Below are 22,275 nucleotides of genomic sequence, written 5' to 3'. Positions count from 1 at the left end.
CAGGAGCAAACCTTGACCCAGCATATACGAAGTGGTGAGTGGCGAATTGGCGCACAACACCTGCCAGAGAAATCAATTTTTTGCATGTGATCTTGATTTTCTATTGCCATCACAGAGACAGGGCAGTCACATCTAGGCAAGCGATTAACCGCTGATCAATGTTCCGGAAATCGCAAATTTCGGGATGATTGTCTGGCGCAGCAGATTGCAGCCGTCTTGGTCCCTAGTTCACGCGCGTTACCAGCAGCTTGTCAATGCGGCGACCATCCAGATCGACGACTTCGATTGACCAGTTCTGCAGATCAAATCGTTCCGCGACCTCGGGCAGCCTGCCGACCTTCTCAAGGACAAATCCGGCTGCCGTCTGGTAATCACGATCATCGTCAAGCTCCAGCGACAACAGATCGGCGAATTCATCCACGGGCATCCAGTCCGCGACTAGGTACGATCCGTCGACACGTGTGACGACTTTGGCTTCGTCCGCTTCGCTGTCCGGGAAGTCGCCGGTTATGGCCTCCAAAACGTCCATCGGTGTGATGATACCTTCGAAATGGCCATATTCATCATAGACGAGCACCATATGCGCGGGCGCCGTGCGCAACCGTTCGATGACCTCCAACGCGCTTTGTCCACCCTGGACGACCGGCGCTTCACGCAGCAGGGCGCGCAAATCGAAGGGTTCGTTCATCAAGGCGGGCCCCAGAATGTTGCGTGTCATCAACACGCCGATGATGTCGTCTGCATCGCCGTCCTGAACCGGCAGTCTGGACCGGCTCATCCCGCGAAGCTGTTTGAGGATCTGCGCTGTGCTGCTGGATGCGTTGAGCGTTTCAACCTCGTGGCGCGGCGTCATAAGCCCGCGCGCCGTACGATCGGCCACGCGCATGACACCCGCGATCATCCCGCTTTCGGCGCGGTTCATGGCTCCGGTGCTTTCGGCCTCGGCGATGATCAGGCGCACTTCTTCATCGCTCACCTTTCGCGACTGGGCGCCGGACTGACCGAGCAGACGCAATACAATCTTGCCGGACCGATCAAGCACCCAGATCAACGGTGCTGCGACGCGCGCAATGAGCCCCATCATCGGCGCCATACGGGCCGCGACCTGTTCGGGCGCACGCAAAGCGATCTGTTTGGGAACAAGCTCGCCCACGATCAGCGACAGATAGGTGATGGCCACAACCACGAGCCCCACACCAAGTGGCTGGGAAAACTTCACCGCCAAACCCGCCTCAACCAATGATGAGGACAAACGCGCACCAAGCGTCGCACCGGAGAAAGCGCCCGCTAACACCCCCACCAGTGTGATGCCGATCTGAACACTGGACAGGAACCGACCGGGGTCCTTGGCAAGCGTGATGGCTATCGCGGCACCCCTGCTGCCCTTGTCAACCATCAGTTTCAATCGGGCGGGGCGGGCAGACACGATGGCAAGTTCGGACATCGCCAGCACGCCATTGATGAACGTGAGCAGAATGACGACTGCAATTTCTAAGACCATTCTCTCCAACTTTTACCGGACAGTTCCGGAATCCATTTCACAGGTTTTGTGTTAAATACCACGATGCAGGCCTATCCAGCCGCGCGCTAATTCCGAAAGAGCCGAAATGCACTTCCGACGATATCCCAAAGGTCCCAAAGCCGAGCGTAGTAGTGTTCGCGTACGGCGAAGGGCTTGTCGCCGGAACCGCAAAGCTCCACCTCAAGCGTATCGATCAGGCGCATTAGACGACGGCGGTGAATGCCAAGACGGCTCTGGATCGGATCGGCCAGCACACCCGCAAACGCGGCAAAGACCGACCCAATCATGATAAGGATCGTCACACTTGTGGCAAAAAACAGGGGTGATGCGCCTGTGGGGAACATGCCGTACCATAGGCCTCCGATGGTCTGACCCATGGGAAACTCCGCAATAGCAGTGGTCTGGGCCATGGCGTCCGCAACGCCGGGTGCCATCGATATCATGCCAGGTGTCAGAGCTTGGAACACAAACGCGCCCACGGTCAGCGTGACCAGGCCCGTGGTCATCTCTGCCACCGCCGACCGCGTCCCCGCGTAGTCACCAAGCGCATCCGCAATCCTCTGACCGAGAACCTGCACCTCTGCCGCGTCTGCGCGTTTACGGATCAACTCGCGAAACTGGGGGGCTGCAAGAACGGCGCGGGACAGCGCACTCGGGTCACAAGCCGCTGCCCCTTGCGACATAGGCAGGACCAGAAGGTCAGTCGCAATAAGAGCCTCTACCCGACGCGAGACCGCCGTGGGCAGCAGGATACGCCGCGCCGCAAGCCAGTTTGCAATTGCAGGCAACCTGATCCGCCGACACACAATGGCGACGATCCGAGTCAGGACGAGGACCGGAGACAGGATCACGTTGATCGGCGCACGCAGGACATCCCAACCAAACGCCGCGCTGTGTAGATGCAAGGTCCCAGGCCAGGTAAAGTGGTGATCAATGAATTGGTCGACCCTTTTCCGTCGGTCAGCAAAATATGCATAGCCGTCAGGACCGGAGGCGTCGCCTTTTGACATGGTACTCGATGATGAGATCATGGTGGTCATCCACCATCTCCTTTGTTTCTGCGCTGGCGCTTTTCTTTTGGCAGGAATGGGTAACGTCCTCCCGCCTTGGGATCCAATATTAGAAGTCGTGTCGCCACTGCTTTCCTTCAAGGGTCGCTGCGTAGCATATTTGTGCGGCTTGTCCGTCCGAGAATTATCTTTGGGCAGCCCTTGCAAGCGCTCGGCCTCATCCATAATTTTCAATCAAGGGCACATCACTCGCCCCTGGGGGCAACAATTTGGACTATTTTTACCTGTTCGTCGGACTGCTCGGTCTGTTCTTCGGCGGCGAGGCGCTTGTGCGGGGCAGTGTCGGCATCGCTCGGCGCTTGGCGATCCCGCCGCTGCTGATCGGCCTGACTGTCGTGGGCTTCGGCACATCTACGCCTGAACTTCTGGTTTCGGTCGACGCAGCTTGGCGCGGCGTTCCCGATATCGCGTTGGGCAACATCATCGGGTCCAACATCGCCAACATCTTGCTGATCGTCGGCCTCTCGGCTCTGGTCTGGCCGATCAAGGTCATGGGCGCGACCCTGCGGCGCGACACGGCGGTTATGATGTCAGTGGCACTTTTGCTGGTACCGATTTTCGCCTTTGGCCAGATGACGCGCCTGTCCGGGCTGGTTCTGTTCGGCGTCTTGGTGGCCTATCTGATCTGGGCCTATCTGAAGTCGGGTGAGGCCGCGGCGGAGGACGACAGTCTGGAACCTCCGGCCTCAACGCTTGTGTCGGTGCTCTGGGTCATCGGCGGGCTTGTCGCCTTGATGGTCGGCGCGCGATTTTTGGTAGACGGCGCAGTCTCGATCGCGCGTGGGTATGGCATTTCGGAGGCATTCATCGGACTGACAATCGTCGCCGTCGGAACGTCCCTACCGGAACTTGCCACATCCTTGATCGCGGCCTTTCGCCGTCAGTCCGAAATCGCTATCGGCAATATCATCGGGTCGAACATCTTCAACGTTCTGGGCATTCTCGGCGTCACCGCACTGATCGCGCCAATCCCGGTGGCGTCGCGGTTCCTGACCTTCGACCTTCCGGCGATGATTGCCGTGTCGCTGGTGTTGACCTTGCTTCTGCTGACCCGGCCGGTGATTGGACGCGGCATTGGGGTCGTGATGCTGGCGGGATATGCCGCCTATGTCTGGGCGGCGCAGGGATGACAAAGGAGCGTGGCCAAGCCGCAAGGGGGATAGCCGCGATTTTGTCGCGGCTATCCCTTGTGCTGGCGGTTGCGCTTTTTGGGGCGCATCATGTCGGCGCGAAACGAACGGCCACGCACAATGGCCCCGTTGAGGCAATTGTGACCGCATTTGCTCCGGTCATCCTTACGGCGCAGAGCCATCTGATACGCGCGCCATTGCCCGAGGGCGACACACCGCAGGCCACTGCGCCCGCACCAAAAGTTCCCAAACAACGACTAACGCTGGCGCGTGTGTCGTGGCAATATGTGGCATCCGTTTCTACTCCTGCAATCACTATCCTTCCGCCAGTTCGGGGGCCGCCTGCGGTCTGACATCCCGACGTCAAACCGAACACTCAGGCACCAAAGGATACTAAAAATGCGCCGACCAGCATGGGTTGTGATGACCTATGCCGTCCTTCTGCTACTGGCAGTGGTGACGGCCCTTCCGAACTTTCTTTCCAAAGACATACGCGACACGCTGCCGCCTTGGGCAACCAGCCAGACGGTCTCACTCGGCCTTGATCTGCAGGGTGGCGCGCATCTGCTGCTCGCCATCAATCGCGCGGATCTGGCAACCGCGCGCCTTGAGGAGTTGCGTCAGATACTTGTATCCGAGATGCGCACGTTGAACCTGAACCCGGCAACGATCCGGGTGAACGGCACCGCACTGTCTGCTCCCGCAAACGACGCGCTACTTGCGGCTTTGCAGGTGGCGGCGTCCGCCACCGCTCAGTCCGGTATCCCACCGGACTTTACCCTCGACCTGTCCGACGGCCTAGTGCGGTTGTCCCTAACTTCATCCGGACTTGATCGCGCGGCAAGCGATGCCGCCGATGCCAGCCTCGAAGTGATCCGCCACCGGGTTGATCAGGTCGGTGTCTCCGAGCCGGTGATCAGCCGGGCCGGCGATGATCGCATCCTTGTCCAGATGCCGGGCGTCGAGAACCCGGCCCAATTGCGCGCGCTCTTGGGATCGACTGCAAAGATGAGTTTCCAGATGGTCGCATCGGGGCCCGGACCGGGCGTGACGCTGCTGACGTTTCGGGACGGCACGGGCGAGATCCCAGTTGAAGACCGTGTGGCACTGTCGGGCGATCAGCTGGATGCGGCGGCCTCGGGGTTCGAACCCGACACCGGCCAGCCGATGGTTACCTTTAATTTCGACCGGCAGGGCGGCGTTGCATTTGCCCAGATTACGGCCGCCAATATCGGTCAAAGGTTTGCGGTTGTTTTGGATGGTGAAGTTCTGACCGCCCCGGTCATCCAGCAGGCCATTCCGGGCGGCCAAGGTCAGATCACCGGTGATTTCACGCTTGAGGAGGCGCAGACGTTGGCGGTGCTTCTGACCTCGGGCGCACTTCCTGCCTCGCTCGACGTGATCGAGGAACGCAGCGTGGGTGCAACACTTGGTGCGGATTCCATCCGTGCGGGGTTGGTGACGGGCGCAATAGGTCTGGTGCTGGTGGTGGCGATCATGGTCGGGCTTTACGGCGGTTGGGGCCTTCTGGCCAGCGCCATTCTTGGGCTGAACGTAATGCTTACGCTGACCGCGTTGGGACTTTTGGGGGCGACGCTGACGTTACCGGGGATCGCCGGGATCATCCTGTGTCTTGGCATTGCAGTGGACAGCAACATCCTGATCTTTAGCCGTATCCGCGAAGAAACCGCCAAAGGTGCGATCGCGATCAAGGCGCTGACGCTCGGTTATGGGCGGGCCTGGGCGACAATCCTTGACGCCAACATCACAACGCTACTGGCGATGGTGTTGCTTTTCATGTTTGGCGCCGGGGCGATCCGGGGATTTGCCGTCACGATGAGCCTTGGCATCGTCATCTCGATGTTCACGGCGGTCGCGGTGATGCGGTTCATGATGGAGACGCTGGTGCGTCGCCGCAAACTCAAGCGGCTCGCCATCGCGCCGCTGTTTGGTGGCGTGCCAGCGCCGAGGAGACTTTCCTTCATGCGGCGCGGGCGACTCGCACTTGCAATATCGGCAGTGCTGTCAGTGGGGTCGCTGGGCCTGCTTGCGGTGCCTGGGCCTAACCTTGGGATTGATTTTACCGGCGGGGTGCAGATGGTCCTGCGCTCGGACGTGCCCGTCCCATTGTCCGAGTTGCGTGCCGCCATCGCGCAACAGGTACCGGGCGACGCGAGCCTGCAGGCCTTCGGCAATCCCAATGAAGCGCTGATCCGGGTGCAGGGTGAGGTCGGGCAGGCCACGGTTGCCGCGGTCGAACGTGCAGCAACAGACGTGATCCCAGATGCGGTGTTCAACCAGATCGACCTTGTTGGCCCAACGATCAGCGGCGAACTGGCAACCACCGGCTTGCTGGCACTTGGCCTCGCGGTCCTGGCGATGCTGGCCTATATTTGGGTCCGGTTCGAATGGCACTTTGCTGCTGGGGCCATCGCGGTGCTTTTCCTTGACGTCACCAAAACCTTTGGCTTCATCGCCCTAATGGGATGGGAGGTGAACCTGACCACCATCGTCGCCTTGCTGACGCTGATCGGTTATTCGGTCAACGACAAGGTCGTGGTCTATGACCGGATCCGCGAACACCTTGCTGAAGGCCATGAAGACCCCTTGGCTGATGTCATCGACCGAAGTCTCAATCAGGTTCTGGCTCGGTGCATCTTTACCTCTGGTACAACGCTCGCAGCGATTGTGCCGATGGCGATCTGGGGTGGGCCAGCGGTATCGGGCTTTGCCTGGCCAATGATTGCGGGCGTGACAATCGCCACCGCGTCTTCGTTGTTTGTGGCGGGTCCGGTACTCGCCTGGCTCGCGCAGCGCAACAAGGTTGCGGTTATGCCGGATGCCCTGCGCAATCTGGCCTGAAAACGACCATCGCCGGGGCGCAATCCCCCGGCGAGATACCTCTATCGCAGTTCGCTGGGCAAGGTCACTCTGACCGTTTCTTGCACCTGAATGTATGATAAGAAAACAAGGATGCAGTTCAAGTCGAGAGAGCCTGAACCCGCGTCGCCACTGGCCTAAAGGAGCCTGAACACATCATGGAAATCGACTTTTTGACACTGGCACCTTACGTTGCCGTAATCTTGTTCCTCGGTGTTTTTACAGCCTTTGTCTTGGAACTGCGATCCCCGGATGTTGTCGCCTTTTGCGGGGCGGCAACAGCTCTTGCCATCGGACTTGTCAAGCCGACCGATGTTCTGGACGCGCTCGCTAATCCTGCACCTGCAACCATTGGCGCGATGTTCGTCCTCAGCGCGGCCCTTGTCCGGACGGGCGTACTTGAGGCCCTCAGCAATGTCCTTGGTCGATATGCCTCGACCCGTCCGGTCCTGACACTCGCGCTGTTCTTCAGTGCCGCCGCTGGGGCCTCGGTTTTCATGAACAACACACCGGTGGCCATTGTGCTGATTCCGGTCGTGATCACCCTTGCGCGTCAGATGAAGATTGCGGCTTCGCACCTTCTTATCCCGCTGTCTTACATGGTTATTCTTGGCGGCACCTGTTCGCTGATCGGGACCTCGACGAATCTGCTGGTGGATGGCGTTGCACGCGATCTGGGGATGGCACCGTTCAGTCTGTTCGAGATCGCGCCTGTCGGAATCGTCGTCACCATCGTTGGCGGAGCTTTTCTGGCAATCGCCGCTCCGCGCCTTCTGCCCGTGCGACAGACGGTCGGAGAGGTTCAGTCCAAGCGCGACGGCCGCACCTGGCTGGTTGAACTGTTTATTCCTGCGGGCTCGCCATTGATCGGCAAGACTGTGCTGGAAGTTGACGCTTTCAAGAAGGCCGGAAGTCGGGTCGTTGATCTTGTCTGTGGCGACCTTTCCCTGCGCGCAACCCTCGCCACATCGACGATGGCGGCTGGTGATGTTGTGGTTGTGAAGACCACAGATACCGAGATAATGGGGTTTCGCGACGGCGCTGCGGTGGGCAACGCCGTTCTGGGCACCGAGCCGTCGACCGCCCGGCGCACGTCGATTGTCGAGGTCCTGATCGGCCCGAATTCGAAAGCGTTGCACAGAATGGTCGGGCGCTTGCAGTGGCGCCGCCGTTTCGGGGTCTATCCGGTCGCACTCCACCGAAAGGGAGCAGCGGTCGACATGCGTCTTGCAAAGATGAAACTGGAGGTCGGCGATACTCTCCTACTTGACGGTGCGCAGGAAGATATCACGCGGCTTGCCGTCGAAGAACAGTTGATCGAGCTTTCCCCCGTGACCTCGCGGGGCTTTCGCCGCAAGAAAGCCCCCATCGCGATTGCCACCATGGTTGCCGTTGTTGTTTTGGCGGCTCTGAATGTGGCCCCGATCCTGACCCTTGCGCTGATCGGGGTTGCGGTGGTTTTGCTGACAAACTGCATTGATGCGGATGAAGGAGTGGGGGCGATCGACGGCCGGTTGCTGTTGCTGATCGTTTCGATGCTGACATTGGGGAGCGCATTGGACAATTCGGGGGCGCTTGCGCTGATCGTCGCCAAGGTATCGCCGCTGCTGTCCACGGTCCAACCGATTGTCGCCCTTGCACTGGTCTTTGCCCTGACGTCGATCCTGACGGAGCTGGTCACCAACAATGCAGTCGCCGTCCTGCTGGCACCGATCGCTGCGGGCGTGGCAATCCAGCTTGGCCTTGATCCGCGTCCTTTCGTTGTAGCTGTGATGTTTGCTGCAAGCGCAAGCTTTGCGACGCCAATCGGCTACCAGACCAATACGCTCGTCTATAACGCTGGTGGGTACAGATTTACTGATTTCCTCAAGATCGGTGTTCCGATGAATATCATTATCGGGGCAACGACGGTGTTGCTGATCCCGCTCGTTTGGCCACTGGTGCCCTAAAAAAAGATATCAGCGTTCGTCCGCCATCAAGCAGGTTTGTCTCGGCTCAAAGCGAAATTTCTGTGCTGGAACAATGGGGTGAAAAAGGCTTTCTGGGATCAGCAAAACAACGCCTACGTCCCGGTGACGTCATTGAAATTCAATGAGCAGTAGCCATTTAATTAGTGAGAAGAGCGCGGGAAAAATGAGGAACACTTGAAGGGAATCGAAGGGATAATCCCGATCCGATTGCTTTGGCGCTGCGACCGTTGCGGAATAACGGGCCAGACCATAGAAGGCCCGTCTGATCAAATGGAGGCAGTTCAGAATGAGGCTTATCACTTTTTCGCCGGAGAATCTCTGGACCAAGACCGGAAGTGCGGCGTAGGCGTCGATTTTCAATCACCGATGGGCAGGAAGTCTGCACACCCGCGCCAAACAGAGCGAATCCGCGCGCGCCGAACTTCGCCACGCCGGATTCGGCAGCCCTAAAGCATCGAGCTTTTAACTTGATCCGTATCCCGCCTCACAAAAGAAGTTCCAGCATTCGTCTGGCGTGAAGAGATTGCAAATTTTGGCGAGGGCATCGAACATCTGGTCAAATGTTCTGGCTCCGATCCTTCGAAGGTGGGCTTTGAGTTTTGAGAAGGCCATTTCAATGGGGTTGAGATCGGGTGAGTACGGCGGCAGGTAGAGGAACCAGCACCCGACTTCCCGCAAGGCTTCTGCAGCCGCCTTGTTGTAATGGGTGGCAAGGTTGTCGCAAATGACGACAGTGCCTGGTCGCAGTTCCGGGGCAAGGACATTGCGGACGTAGACTTCAAACGCCTCACCATCCATCGCCCCCTTGATGACCCATGGTGCAATCAGGTTATCTTGCGTCAGGCCTGCAATGAACGTCTGAGTGCCCCACGCCCCAAACGGTGCGTCCATTTCCAGACGCTTTCCGCATAGACTGCGCCCACGTAGTCGGGTCAGATTGGTTTTTACTGACGTCTCGTCTATGAAGACGAGCCGTTCAGGATGCGCTTGCATTGCCGGAATACGGTACCGGAACCAGTCCCGACGACGCAGCTTCACATGGGCGCGGAGCCGCTCGGTGGCCACCAGTGACTTTTTTTGTACGTGTAACCAAGTTTGCGCAGGAACCGTCCGATAGATGCAGAATGGGCAACAACACCCGTGGCGGCCTTCAGCGCTCCGGCCAGTTCTGGCAGTGTGATGTCACCATCCTGCGCGACCAACTCTACAAGAAACTCACGGTGGAGCGCGAGCTTTCCGTGTCCTTTTGGTCGCCCTTGGACATCCGGTGTGGCATTGCCTCGCTCACGGATTCTGCGAAGCCAGCGAACGCCCGTGGCCGCCGAAACCTTCAAACGCGCCGCCGCCGCACGACCGCTCAACCCTTCCTCAATGTACTCTTGAAACCGCGCCCGAAGCGCCATCGGTAATGCTGCTGACATGATCCATCCTCCCAACCAGAGTGAATCACAAAACTGAACTCAACGGAATCCTATCGATTCAATATTTAAGCTCGACGCTTTAAGAAATGATAGCCCAAGAAACCCGCACACCGTAGCTCAAGACCACGATGGGCAATAAAGCTGCCCATACCCAGACGGATCTTTGCTACGTCGCACGCCAAGCCATCGCCTATAAGATAATAGCAGATGCCATCGCCGCGCAGCAAGGCCCGGAGTGAACCAGTTCCATTGCTTGACGGGGTCCGTTCCTTAACGAGCATAGTCGCTTTGATGCGGTCCTCCAGCGTCTCAGAGCATCGCGCATGTGGTTCCCAGACTAGCCCGGCGTTAGCATTCTGAATGGAAGCGCCACCGCTTCGCCCACGTTACATCAGCCTCGGGCTGCTCAGTCCTTCGATCACGGTTTCTACCATCCTTTCGACCTGCCGCAGTGACACGCGGGCATGTTTTTGCCCAATTCTTCGCAGTCCCTCGTTCAGCAGTTCGCCGCCGAGATCGTGTTGATCTTCGGGCAGGCGGTCGCGCAAGAGGTGGGCTCCGGCGGTAGCCAGATGGTCGAAACTGGGGGGGTCCAGACGGATGACCTTGCAGCGGTCCAGAAATGCAGCGGGCATCCGATCGTTCGAATTGGTGGTCATGATCCAGCTCACCCGCGTCAAGTCGAAAGGGATTTGGTAGAACGGGCAGACCCATGCACGGGCCGTGGTCGGCTCGATCATGCTTTTCAGCACTTCAAAAGCGCCGGGCAGTTTGCCGCCGCTGCTGGTCGCCACCTGTTCCGGGATTTTACCGACCTCATCCAAGATCACCAACGGATTCGCCAGACGCTCGCGCAGCATGGTCAGCACCACGCGACTTGGCGTGGCGGAGCCCCAGCCGCGCTCAATTCCAGAAACCGAAAACGTCGCACCATTTGTTGCGCCTACATCGATATCGACCGACGGCACCTTAAACACCTGACCAAGATCGCGCGCCCAGCTTGATTTTGCGATGCCGGGCGGGCCAAGAAGGATCAGCGGCGGTGTATGCAGGGGCGCGGGGCCGGTGAGGGTTCGCAACCGCATATGCTTCATGACCGCCGTTGAGGCTGAAGTCAGCCATGGATAGATCGCGTGCAACTCTGCGATCAGTTCTTCCATCCGGTCACGGCCAAGCACGCCAACGGCACGGGCACCGCTGGCGACCGCAAGCAGTGGGGCGCGGTCGTCGGGTTTGAGATGGCTCAGCCGCTCAAGGCTGGCCGTGGGACGGCGCATGTAGCGGCGGCTCCATGTGATTGCGCGGCTGGGGGAGCCTGCGTCGGGCGGACGGGGCGTTGCGACATCGCCTGTCGGTTCGGTCAGCCCCTCAAGGAGGGTGTCGAGGGGATCAGGCGATCACGCACCTTCTCGACGGAATCTTCTGGCGATGTGGGCAGATCAAATCTGACGAAACGGGCAGGGACAGTAAATGTGGTCATGGGGGGCCTTTCATTCGCCCCATAGGGGGGGCGGCATTCGATTAGGGAGCAGCAGGCGTCATGGACCCGGAAAGGGTCTTATGCGCCTATGCGAGTAATTCGACTGGAAAGGTGTTTCATCATGGTGATAAGCATAGTGGGCTGACAGCGGTGGATGTAAGCGGGAAAAGGTTGCTTGATGTCAAACATGCAAAAGGGTTTACAAAGCATTGTAAGATAAGCAATTTCTATTATCGGGGAGGGTCCAGCAGACTGCTGGTCGCAGGAGGATCAGGAAGGGCTCTGCCCGAACAGAGACGACGAGAAGGGGTCTCGGGGGTATCCCCAGAGCGAACGTCATGTTGTGGGAAGGGCTTGACCGGACTGCAACATGACTAGTGAGTAGCGTCGCGGAAATTATCACGGGTTTGTGATGCAAAACGAAAAGAAAACTTCCGAAACCTGTGCCGGGGTTTTCAGGGCTATCGCGCATTCTTAGGGAAAGCAGATAATCCGAGGTCCATCATGTCTGAGCATTCCAAATTTGACAATCCCCAACCTGTCAGCGCAACCAAGCCGCCGGTTGTTCTTCGGTTTCAGGGGTTGCATCCGAATAACCTCGGTCGGTTTGATATGCATGACCATCGTAGTGGTGGCGATCTGTCTCATGTTGATCTGGATGCTTCGAGGCTGAATGAGGTTCTGCACTGCGAGCCGAAATGGCAGGAAACGATCAAGGCTGAAGTCGCTGCGGCAAAACGCAACAATTTCCATGAACGGCAGGAGGCACTTTTGAAGAAAAGCCGGAAAGCTGAACTTGCGGCCCTGATTGTTGAAGGGGAAAGTGATCCTTGGCGGCGGTGTTCAGGTGGGGGTCCTTTGCGCGAGGGTATCTTGACGGTCAACAAAGAGTGGCTTGGTGGGACGGGACAAGCGGAATGGGATGCGGCAAAGGTTGGCTCGTTTAAACGCACAGCAATGGATTTTCTGCTGCAACATTTCCCCGATGGTCAGTTGCGCTATGCCAACGCCCATCATGACGAGGAAGCCTTTCATATCCATTTTGTTGTCGCTGTTTGGACCGAAAAAGTCACAACCAATCGGGGGCGGCAGGTGTTGATGCAAGCTTCCAAGAATCCTCTTTTCAGCACTTACGAAGACGCGCAGGATTTGGCTGGTGAGGCTTTTGCACCGCTTGGACTCGCGCGGGGGGAGCGTAGAGCCGAGGCGCGGCGGCTGGCTAAGGCGGCGGGTGAAGTCGTTCCGAAAAAGCGCCGCCATATTCCACCTTCGGAATGGCGGGCAAACCAGCAGTCTACGGGGCATGAGGTGGCCAATGAGATTATTGATGCGGCACAAAGCGAAGCCAAGGTGATAATCGATGATGGCCGGAATGCGGGCGAAGTCGCTATCCGAAAATCGCGCAAACGCGCGATCAAAGAAGCGCATAAAAGAAAAGAGGCGACGACGCGCGAGGTGGCCGCGGCAGAGCGCCACCGCAAAGAAGAGGAGCGGGCAGCTGATGCCGCCCGCAAAGGAAGGGCTGATGCCGAAGCTGCACTCGTCATCATAGAAGGGAAGGCGGCAAATATTGTTCAGGCAACGCAGGTGGCGGAGGAAACTCTACAGGAGGTGAAGGCAGAGACGGTTGTTGAGGTCGGGAAAATGCAGGGGATAAAGGCGGATATTGAAGAGGCAGAATCGGAGCTTGTTGGTGTGCTGGCAGAGGTCGAGGAGGTTTCCAATAAAAGGGATCTGGCCGCAGATGATGTGGTGGTGCAGGGCCAAAAGCTTGATCGCCTGCAATCGTTGATGAAAATTGAAGGTGAGGCTTTGACCCTGACTTCAAGACAGGTTCAATCTTTAATAGTGGCGAGGCAAGATGAGGCGCAGGCTTTGAACGCGGAAAAAACGAAGATGGCTGCGGCTAAGGCTGAATTGACGGAAGTTGAATCTCGGGTTGTAAAAGCAGAAGCGAAGCTCTCAAAGGCGGAGATTTTGATGAAGACGCTGGTTGAAGGCATCGATATGCTTGGCAGTGCCGTCTTGCGCTGGATCTCGGCAGCAAACCCGAGCGAAGAAACGCTGGGTTGGGGGCCGAATGCACCAAAGATCAAGGAAGAACGTGGGCAGATTTTGACCCGTCTCCGGCCCGTAATACTGAAGTTGGGCCCTCTCGCTCAATCGATCAGCCTCACGATTGAAAGCATTCTGACCAAAGAACGCCAAGAGTTAGCAGCGGACGCAGCCTATGTCCTTGATCTGCGCGAGAGCTGGGAAGCGGATCAGCGGGCCGAATTGACCCGCATCCTGAACGCCAATTCAGAGGCCGCCCCAACTTCCGAGGGGCCGGGGACATGATCATATCACCAGCGGCAGTCTCTCTATAGCCGCCTGCAGCACGGCGGGCGGCGTCGGCTTGCTATAAGTTCGATCATGGATATCCTTTCCCTCATGGCCCACTATATCGCGCAGCACCTTGTCGGTGACCTCGGGCACATGCTCCAGTGCGCTTTGGACGTAATGACGCAGACTGTGGAAGGATAGACCAGCTCCCTCAGGGCCATAGGTTTTGTCGATGATCTGGCGCATCCGGCGGCCAAGTTTGCGGCCATGCTTGCCTGTTGCAGGCTCGCGCAGGTCGGGAAACAGGTCGATGCGATCCTCGGCGCGGGCTTTAGCCACTAAATTCAGAAAACCCAACTCGATCAAACGACTGTGGATCGGCACGATCCGTTTCGACGAAATGTTCTTGATCCGCCGTAGTTCGGAATCCTCGATGTTCAGGCAGGGGATGCCATCGATATGGACAATATCGGCGGGTGCCAGCCCTGCGACCTCTTCACGGCGCGCGCCCGTGAAAGCGCCAAGCAAAGGCGTCCAATAGGTGCCGTTGCGGTAGATGTTGGGACCGGGGTCGGTTTGATGATATTCAGACTTTGATCCGACCCAAACTGGCGTTTTGAATAGGCGCTGTAGCTCAGACTCGCTAAAAGCCTGCTTTTTATCGCAGTCACGAACGGTGTCTTTGCGCCGCAATTTTCCGGGCTTCAGTTTGGTGTTGACCAAAATACCCTCATCAGACGCCCATTCGACGATCTGGCCTAGATGTTCAAGGTGCCGATTAATTGTGCCGACCGATAGCCCAACCTTTTCCGGAGGCAGCGTGGCCGCGCGGGCCATGATATCTTCACGGGTGGCATTGCGGTCAGCGGGGCTTTTGCCCCAGCTTTTTGGCAGTTTATGGAGGGCTGCGCGAAAGGCGGTGGCATCCGCTTGCCGGATCAGGCGCACGTCGCTGATGCCCGTCAGCGTTGTGAACAGGCCTACAAAACTTTCATATTGGCGCAGGGTCTTTTCTTCGGTTCCCTCACTGCGTTTCATGTCATTCATCCGCGATACGACGGCCAGCATAGAGGGGGCAAGATCGTCGGTTTCTGCTTCCGGAGCAGACTGCGGCACTGGATCAGGGGCCTTCGCCTTTGTTTCTGGACCCAGCACACCTGAGGCGCTGTCCCAAAGTTCATCTGCTGCCCCGTCGATGTCTGCCAAGGCATCGCCGTGCCGATTCCATGCGGCGGCTTTCCCAGCGATCAACAGCGACATTAACTTTACACGATCAATCGCCGAAAGCTGTGGGTGGCCCGTTAATGCTTTGAAATCACGCTGGACGATGTTCTGACGGGCTTCGTTGGTCAGGTCATCGCGGATTATGTCCAAATTTAGAGAAACTAAGGGGTGTTCAGACGTTGCACCGTGCAACCCGTCCACGTTGACCTGTGCCCAAGCATCAGCCGTTGCTTGATCGTGGCGAAGATCGTCGGCGGGATCGAGAGAATCAAAGCGGTGCAGTAATTTCAGCTTCTCGATCTTTGCCCGCTCTTTGGTGATGATGTCGGCAAGCCAGCGCCGCGCCATATCGGGCGTGATCTGTTGGTGGGTGATTTGTTCCATGATGATATCGCTTTCCGCACTGATCCTGCGTGACAATATATGTGCGCAGCGCAGGTCTGTCGTCCCTAACGAGAGCTTGATATCGACGATTCCTGTGGAAAACCGGCGCAAACGACGCCGCCATTGATAAACATTTCCGCGTTTAGAAAGGTGGGGTTGGTTTAACATTCGTTTCAGATCCGATTCGGACGGATACGAAATGATCATGCCTTATGGCTGAAGGGTGATGTAACACTCTGATGCCACACCCACGAAGTCACGCTGTGACTTCGTTAGGTATTTCAACAACTTACGTTGTAAGTGGCTCCGACGGTAGGGGCGGGAGGCCGCTACCAAAGCCATTGATTTTATTCAGAAAAAAGGCACCGACTGAGATTGTTTGTCGGTTCGACTCCAAAATGTGACGTAATTTGTTTCACCCATTGTGCATTTCGTCAACTGTAATTTTTTCGTTGCTGGGGAGGCATTTTCATTAACCGTCTAAATTAGGGAAAAACAAGGTGTGCACCCTACGTGTAAAAAGTAGTTGCCGGCCAAAGCTGGAGCTTAGTGCATTGCGGAGCAAAGACCGGTCTGAGCCCATTTCGCAGAGTGCTGCGATTGCAACGGATGTCGGGTCTGGTAGGCCAGAAGGCGATGCCTGTCAGTCCTTTAAACGCTCTATGGCATAAGTTTGCCATTGAGCGTTTAAAGGAGGACGGGGGGACTGGGGGCAAAAGTACAGTGGGCACGGGTCTGTGTTGACTACAGATCGCTACTATCTGAGGTATCTGTCAGATGCTCGAAGGTTTTTTATCTGGGTGATCGATAATCTGCGTGACAAAAGTGCGATTGCATATGCCTTAGTTCTGTTGAAACCACAAAGTGTACGGTCGGAGTGCATTGAGGAATGATGAGAACTTGGCTACTAAGAAAATATGGTTACCCGTCGCATTTTTCTTGGAACTCTTGGAGCCGTATCGATCGCACCTGTGCGACGGTCACTTGCTGATAGCTTACGCCCCACGTGGTTAAAGGGTTTCAACCTGATCGAAACGAAGAATGCCCCGTTTGGCAGCGCTGCAGCCGAACAGAGCATACGCCAACTGGCAAGCACGGGTGCAACGGCGGCGGCTGTGATTCCCTTTCTGTGGCAGTCGTCGCATGAATCCAATGACATAGTGATGGGCGATGCGCTGCCTGGAGACAGGATTGCCGCAGGGATCACACAACTTCACGCAGCTGGTCTTGCCGCCATCGTTAAGCCTCATGTTTGGGTGCCGGGAAGTTGGGCAGGGGGTATCGAACTGGACGACGGGTTAGTAGATAGTTGGTATTCCGCCTACCGTCAGATCTTGCTGAACATCTCTCGTACAGCTGAGGACCAGAATGCCGAGGTTCTGGTGATCGGGACCGAGTTGCGCGGTATGTCTGCCTCCAACCACTGGGAGAAGATCATAGGCGATGTGCGCGCGTCATTCTCCGGTAAACTAACATATGTGGCGCATGGGGCGGACGAAGCCGAACAGGTGGACTTCTGGCCGCTACTGGATGCCGTTGCTGTTTCGCTTTACCCAATTTTGGGTGCAGACCACGCCTACGCCGATTGGGACAAGGCCATCGCGGAAGAGTTGGACAGAGTAGAAGCTGTTGCGCGGAAATACGGGAAGCCCGTCTGGATAGCGGAAATTGGTATTAGGTCGGCGAAAGGCGCTGCTGAACGCCCTTGGGAAAGCGCAGAAGAACGGATTGCCCAAAGTGATATGGCACTTCAGGCCGAAGTTTTGGACCATTGGTTTGCAGAACTCAGCGAACGCGACATTCAAGATATATGGGTCTGGCGCTGGCTCACTGATCCAGACGGTGGAGGCGCCGAGGATACGGATTTTACCGTGCAAAATAAGACGGCAGAAGGACTGATTACGCAGTGGTGGAACAAGGGCTGACATCGGCGGATGCGTCGGCGACCTGTAGGGGTGGAGCAACTTTTTAAAACTGGACTTGCCCCGTTTTAGCTCCGGTCTCTTTCGAGCAATGTTTGCTATGAAGGAGATTGAGAATGGTAACGAGATACACAGGTGCGTCAGCCTGCCGGAGCGATCACGCACAGCAGTTCGAACGAATATTATGTTTTGCCTACGGCTCGGAGGTTTTTAGATGTACTAATGCCAGCATCACCTTGATGCCCAAGCCTGCCGCGACGTGAGGCCAGTTATTTGCTATCCAGTGGAAAGCCTGCCGGTACCGGATATAAAACGATACTGGAATGCGCGCACGGGGATGGAACTAAAGGCGCGCATCGTTGTACCAATTCAATATATCCAAGTTGAGTTCTCGCAACCAAGGCTCGCTACTTTTCGATGACATGACATCTATTGGAACGGTACCGGTTCAGCAAACGTCGTGAGCGGCAAAATGTCCGAAATTAGCCCCGACTGAGATCCTTCCTGCCACATGTATAAGGTGACAGCTCCGGCTTCGAGGGTGAGAGCATGCTTTGCATTTTCACGCTGGTCCCGATGGACGGAATGGCCTGTGCTTGGAGCAATCTGGCATAGGATATTGCCGACTTTTCCTGTGACTGCGCGATGAACATGTCCGGACATCATGCGAACATCGCCGGGATATTGTTCAAGCAGTTCCATCATTATCGCGCCGTTGCGAAGGTTGTCGGCGTCCATTTCTGGAATTCCGCAATGCAGCCATGGGTGGTGGGTGGCAACAATCAGAGGCTTGCCAGCAAGATCAGTGAGCATTGTGTCAATGAAGGTGAACCCGCTCTCTGACAGTTCACCGTGATGGGCTTCTGCCAGCAAGGTATCAAGGCCCAAGACCGCAAAGGGGCCAAAGTCACGCAGCCATTGGATTGGGCCAGCGTCTGGCATCCAGTCTTGCGAGCCAAAGGCGGTGCGCATCTCCTCGCGGTTGTCATGGTTCCCCGGAATGGCGATCCATGGCAGATTAAGCTCGGCCATGATCTCGGAGAAATGGGCGTATTCTTCGGCGGTTCCATTGTCTGTCAAGTCGCCAGTCACAATCGCGCAGTCTATTTTCCCTAAAGATGGCCGCCGCCAGTTGATTGACGCGACGGCATTACGAAGCGCCGCATTTGTGTCGGAAGCACCACAGACCAACCGGCCTTTTTCGACAATATGAGTATCAGAGATTTGAATGAACGCAGGCATCAGGCGGCTTTCTTTTCGGAAGGTAGCATCAGGATTGCGGCAGGCGCGATGGCGACACGGACGATCTCGCCTACTTTTGGGGCGCTGAGCCCTGCATGCAAGGCAAAGATTGGATCAGGTGCAAGACCTTGTAGGGCAATGCGGTAATGGGTGCCCAGAAAGGTCACCGACATTACTTTGGCCCGCAGGGGGCCGCTATCATCCAAGCGGACATCTTCGGCGCGTACGAATGCTTTGTTACCCGCAGCGGGCACCAACAGCTTTAAGGTTCCGGCCTCAAGATGCAGGTTATCTGCATCGATGTGTCCCCCAGCGGCATGGCGGCCCCAATGAACCGCGCAACGAATTCGGTTTCCGGCGCACGGTAGAGCGCCTCTGGTGTGCCTATTTGGGCGATTTCGCCATGGGACATCACCGCGACACGGTCTGCGATTGCCATGGCTTCGTCCTGATCGTGGGTCACAAAAATCGCGGTAATGCCAAAGCTACGCAAAAGCTGCGCCAATTCATCGCGCAATTGCCCGCGCAGCGCGGCGTCCAGAGCCGATAGCGGTTCGTCCAACAGCAACAAGCGCGGGCGCGGGGCAAATGCGCGGGCGAGGGCAACCCTTTGGCGCTGCCCACCTGAGAGGGCGGTAATAGGGCGCGTGGCGTAAGGCTCTAACTGGCAGAGGGCAATGACTTCCTCCACACGTTTATTGATCTCGGATTTCGGAAGTTTTTGCATTTTGAGGCCGTAGCCGATGTTGCCGCGCACCGACATGTTCGGGAAAAGAGCATAGGATTGGAATACCATGCCGACTTTGCGCTTCTCAACCGGAAGGCGTGTGACGTCGTCGCCATCAAACAAAAGCTTTGCGCCAGCGTCAGGCTTTTCCAACCCTGCGATGATCCGTAGCAGAGTGGATTTTCCGCAACCTGACGGGCCAAGCAGCGAGACGATCTCGCCCGGTGCGATCTCAAGATCAGTGGGCAGCAAGGCACGCGTGCCGTCAGGAAAGGTTTTGGCCGTATGAGTGAGGGAAAGCGTCATGACATGATCCTTTGGGCGCGGGCGGTGGCCCATTGCATGGCCAACAGAAGAGGAATGATCATCACAAAGAAGATCAGGGTGTAAGCGGAAGCGATTTCCAGCCGCATCGAGGCGTAGCTGTCGGCCAGACCAACAGGTAGGGTTTTCAGAAACGGTGTGTGCAGCATCCACGTGAGGTTGAATTCTCCTATGGATAGAGTCACCACCGTCAGCGCCCCTGCAAGAATGCCGGGCAGGGCGTTTGGCACCACAATGTCGAAAAATATGCGGTGAGGGGGGGCACCCAAAGATGCGGCGCCTTCCTCAAGCGTTTTAAGGTCAATCGCCGCCAGAACTGACATGACCGAGCGCACCATAAACGGTAGTGTGTAAAGAACGTGACCCACAAGGATAAACGTCCAGCTGATGCGAAACTCGCGCCAGCCTCCATAAAGCTGCAAAAGCGCCAGCGCCAGCGCAAGACCGGGGATGGCAAGGGGGAGCGAGATGAATTCCTCAAGCATCCGCGACAGACGTCCCGGATTGCGTGCGAGAGCATAGGCCGCAGGCACGCCGATGATCAGAGTGCAAACAAGACAAGCCAGAGCAAGCCAGATCGACAAGAATATGCTGTCTGAATAAAGCGTCCAAACCTCAATGATCCACTTGAAGGTCAGGCCAGAGGAAACGCCTCTGAAGTAATTCACGGTTAATCCTGCCAGGACCGATTGCAGGGTTGGTACCAGAAGGAATGCACAGGCCAGCAGTGTAACTGTCAGTTGGAATATCTTTGCGGGTGATTTGAACATCTCAGCCTCCTGCGGCGACGGTTGTGCCTGAAAAGCTGCGTGCAATCAGCAGCAACGCCCATGTGATTACACCCAAGATCACTGAAAGGGCTGCTGCCATGGCGATATTCGCTGACAAGGTGAATTCGGTGTAAATGACCATTGGCAACACATCGATATTGGTGGCCAGTGTGAAGGCGGTGCCAAAGGCACCCATCGCTGTGGCAAATGCGATAGCCCCTGCTGCGATCATGGCTGGGGCCAATGCGGGCAGAATAACATCCAGCACAACGCGGTGTGTTGGTGCGCCCAAGGTTAGCGCTGCCTCCTCCAGTGCGGGGTCAATTTTTTCTGCGGCGGCCATCACTGTAAGCAACACACGCGGGATCGAAAAATAGAGATAACCAAGGAACAGGCCAAAGGCGGAATAGGCAAATACCCAATGGCCAGGTAAAATTTGGTTTACTAAACCCTGTCGCCCTCCGAGAAGGATGATCATAAACCCTACAACGACACCTGGAAAGGCAAGGGGCAGGGTGAGAATTGACAGCAGCACACCACGCCCCGCAAAGCGGTTCCTGACAAGGAACAATCCGGTGGTTGTTGAAATGGCCAGTGCGGCGATGGTCACCGCGATCGAGATCAGGACCGTTTGCAGCAAGGTAGAGTAATAGCGTGGAGTTTGCAGAATTTTCAGGTAAATGCCCCAGCCAAATTCACCCTCGCCAGAAGCAAGGATCAAGCGGCCAAGTGGTAGGGCCAAAAAGGCCAGAGTGAAAATTATTAGCGGAAGCAAGCACAGCTGAACGAAGGTTCGCGAGGTCATCTTATTACCTTTGATAAAAGCGGTCGGGGAGAGCTGCGCCGCTCCCCCCATGGTCAGTGAAGGGTTATCTTACTTCGGATAAATACCGTTCGCCAAAGGCAGCTTGTACGGCGGCCATTTCGCCATAATCTACTGCAACAGCGCGCTCGTATTCGCTGGCAGGCAGGAACTTGGCAGCAACTTCGGCTGGCAGTTCTACCGGGCGTGCTGGTTGCAAATAGGCATTGGTCCAGATCGCCTGACCTTCATCTGAAAGAATGAAATCCAACACACGTTTGCCCGCGTCAGGGTTTGGCGCATTTTTCACAAGACTCATGACATAAGGAACGCGCAATGAGCCCTCGCACGGCAGCACAAATTCAAAATTTCCATCTTCTTCGTATTTGCCACGATAGGCGTTGAAATCATAATCAAACAGGATTGGAATTTCGCCAGAAACAACGCGTGCATAAGATGTCTGCTTGGGCACAATAGGATCATTTTCTGCCAGATCGTTGAAGTATTTGATTGCAGGATCAAAGTTGGTCAAATCACCCCCAAAGGCGAGGTTCGCCGCAAGGGCACCCGCATAACCGACAAAGGCAGATGAGGGGTCGAGATAGCCAACCATGCCGCGATACTCTGGCTTGGTCAGGTCGGCAAAACACTGTGGAACGGGGGCGCCCGCCAATGCATCGACATTAACGAAAAAGCCCATTGTGCCGTAATGGATGGCAAACCAGTTTCCATCTACATCTTTGAGTCCAGCAGGGATTTCGTCAAAACCAGCTGGTTTGTAAGGCTCGACAAGGCCGTCAGCACCAGCTTTGATACCCGTTGTTACGCCGTAATAGGCAACGTCTGCCACAGGGCTGGCACGTTCTGCAATTAACTGGCTGATGGTCTGGCCCGAGTTCTTGTTGTCATGTGGCATCTTGATGCCGAGATTTTCGTCGATTGCTTCCAGCATAGATGCCCAATCTGCCCATTGAGGAGGGCAGTTATAGCAGACAGCCTCATCAGCGAGTGCGGGCGCGGCAACGGCAGTTGCAGCCAGTGCAGCGAAAAGTGTATGTTTCATTGGTTCGTCCTTGATTGAT

Annotated in this window: 18 protein-coding genes; 7 read left to right on the top strand and 11 right to left on the bottom strand. The window is 56.6% G+C overall.

Annotated elements, in window-relative coordinates:
• Positions 1-223: 223 nt before the first annotated feature.
• Entirely contained in the window at positions 224-1,501 is a 1,278-nt protein-coding gene (locus RC74_RS19065; RefSeq protein ID WP_039000967.1) for a hemolysin family protein, read from the bottom strand.
• Between the two features lie 86 nt (positions 1,502-1,587).
• Entirely contained in the window at positions 1,588-2,562 is a 975-nt protein-coding gene (locus tag RC74_RS19060) for a DUF6635 family protein (protein WP_236939984.1), read from the bottom strand.
• A gap of 239 nt (positions 2,563-2,801) precedes the next feature.
• On the opposite strand from RC74_RS19060, the gene RC74_RS19055 reads away from it, so the two are divergent.
• From RC74_RS19055 to RC74_RS19040, 4 genes are all read left to right on the top strand, one after another.
• Complete coding sequence (locus tag RC74_RS19055) at positions 2,802-3,722, top strand: calcium/sodium antiporter (protein WP_039000968.1); 921 nt, start codon at positions 2,802-2,804, stop codon at positions 3,720-3,722.
• Positions 3,719-4,075 (top strand): hypothetical protein, encoded by a 357-nt coding sequence (locus RC74_RS19050; RefSeq protein WP_039000969.1) that lies wholly within the window; start codon positions 3,719-3,721, stop codon positions 4,073-4,075. The genes RC74_RS19055 and RC74_RS19050 overlap by 4 nt, the downstream gene beginning before the upstream one ends.
• A gap of 46 nt (positions 4,076-4,121) precedes the next feature.
• Positions 4,122-6,584: a protein translocase subunit SecD gene (gene secD, locus RC74_RS19045; protein ID WP_039000970.1), complete on the top strand. Its 2,463-nt coding sequence runs from the start codon at positions 4,122-4,124 to the stop codon at positions 6,582-6,584.
• 176 nt (positions 6,585-6,760) lie between these two features.
• Positions 6,761-8,551: an SLC13 family permease gene (locus RC74_RS19040; RefSeq protein ID WP_052274663.1), complete on the top strand. Its 1,791-nt coding sequence runs from the start codon at positions 6,761-6,763 to the stop codon at positions 8,549-8,551.
• 483 nt (positions 8,552-9,034) lie between these two features.
• Here the strand turns inward: RC74_RS19040 and RC74_RS21940 are convergent.
• A protein-coding gene (locus RC74_RS21940) for an IS630 family transposase (protein WP_156477400.1) occupies positions 9,035-9,993 on the bottom strand; the annotation gives its coding sequence in 2 pieces (ribosomal slippage) (positions 9,035-9,649 and positions 9,652-9,993; 957 coding nt in all).
• Between the two features lie 386 nt (positions 9,994-10,379).
• Positions 10,380-11,153, bottom strand: a complete 774-nt coding sequence (locus tag RC74_RS19020; protein WP_169798760.1) for an AAA family ATPase — start codon at positions 11,151-11,153, stop codon at positions 10,380-10,382.
• On the opposite strand from RC74_RS19020, the gene RC74_RS22595 reads away from it, so the two are divergent.
• Both RC74_RS22595 and RC74_RS19015 read left to right on the top strand, forming a co-directional pair.
• On the top strand, positions 11,127-11,498 hold the full coding sequence (locus RC74_RS22595; protein WP_169798759.1) for a hypothetical protein: 372 nt from the start codon (positions 11,127-11,129) through the stop codon (positions 11,496-11,498). The genes RC74_RS19020 and RC74_RS22595 overlap by 27 nt on opposite strands.
• A 479-nt stretch (positions 11,499-11,977) precedes the next feature.
• Positions 11,978-13,813 carry a plasmid recombination protein gene (locus RC74_RS19015; protein ID WP_052274661.1) on the top strand — a complete coding sequence of 612 codons (1,836 nt, stop codon included), beginning with the start codon at positions 11,978-11,980 and terminating at the stop codon, positions 13,811-13,813.
• Here RC74_RS19015 and RC74_RS19010 read toward each other — a convergent pair whose 3' ends face one another.
• Complete coding sequence (locus RC74_RS19010; protein ID WP_082802443.1) at positions 13,814-15,574, bottom strand: site-specific integrase; 1,761 nt, start codon at positions 15,572-15,574, stop codon at positions 13,814-13,816.
• Positions 15,575-16,323: 749 nt separating this feature from the next.
• On the opposite strand from RC74_RS19010, the gene RC74_RS19005 reads away from it, so the two are divergent.
• The gene (locus RC74_RS19005; RefSeq protein ID WP_039001583.1) at positions 16,324-17,331 is read left to right on the top strand and encodes a glycoside hydrolase family 113; all 1,008 of its coding nucleotides are present in this window, start codon (positions 16,324-16,326) and stop codon (positions 17,329-17,331) included.
• Positions 17,332-17,757: 426 nt separating this feature from the next.
• Here the strand turns inward: RC74_RS19005 and RC74_RS19000 are convergent, their stop codons facing one another.
• The 6 genes from RC74_RS19000 to RC74_RS18980 form a co-directional block, all read right to left on the bottom strand.
• The gene (locus tag RC74_RS19000; protein WP_039001582.1) at positions 17,758-18,570 is read right to left on the bottom strand and encodes a phosphodiesterase; all 813 of its coding nucleotides are present in this window, start codon (positions 18,568-18,570) and stop codon (positions 17,758-17,760) included.
• Positions 18,570-18,824, bottom strand: coding sequence for a TOBE domain-containing protein (locus RC74_RS23220; RefSeq protein WP_236939983.1), 255 nt, complete (start codon positions 18,822-18,824; stop codon positions 18,570-18,572). The genes RC74_RS19000 and RC74_RS23220 overlap by 1 nt, the downstream gene beginning before the upstream one ends.
• An 8-nt stretch (positions 18,825-18,832) precedes the next feature.
• On the bottom strand, positions 18,833-19,603 hold the full coding sequence (locus RC74_RS18995) for an ABC transporter ATP-binding protein (protein ID WP_236939982.1): 771 nt from the start codon (positions 19,601-19,603) through the stop codon (positions 18,833-18,835).
• A complete protein-coding gene (locus RC74_RS18990) occupies positions 19,600-20,391 on the bottom strand; it encodes an ABC transporter permease (protein ID WP_039001580.1) in 792 nt (263 codons plus the stop codon). Before RC74_RS18990 ends, RC74_RS18995 begins: the two co-directional genes overlap by 4 nt.
• 1 nt (position 20,392) lies before the next feature.
• Positions 20,393-21,196, bottom strand: a complete 804-nt coding sequence (locus RC74_RS18985) for an ABC transporter permease (protein WP_039001579.1) — start codon at positions 21,194-21,196, stop codon at positions 20,393-20,395.
• A 64-nt stretch (positions 21,197-21,260) separates the two neighbouring features.
• A complete protein-coding gene (locus RC74_RS18980) occupies positions 21,261-22,256 on the bottom strand; it encodes an ABC transporter substrate-binding protein (protein ID WP_039001578.1) in 996 nt (331 codons plus the stop codon).
• Between the last annotated feature and the right edge of the window lie 19 nt (positions 22,257-22,275).

Origin of the sequence: Falsihalocynthiibacter arcticus, from assembly GCF_000812665.2 — a bacterium.
Taxonomy (GTDB): domain Bacteria; phylum Pseudomonadota; class Alphaproteobacteria; order Rhodobacterales; family Rhodobacteraceae; genus Falsihalocynthiibacter; species Falsihalocynthiibacter arcticus.
The sequence above is the reverse complement of the archived record's forward strand: the minus strand, read 5'-3'. Positions and strand labels throughout refer to the sequence as shown.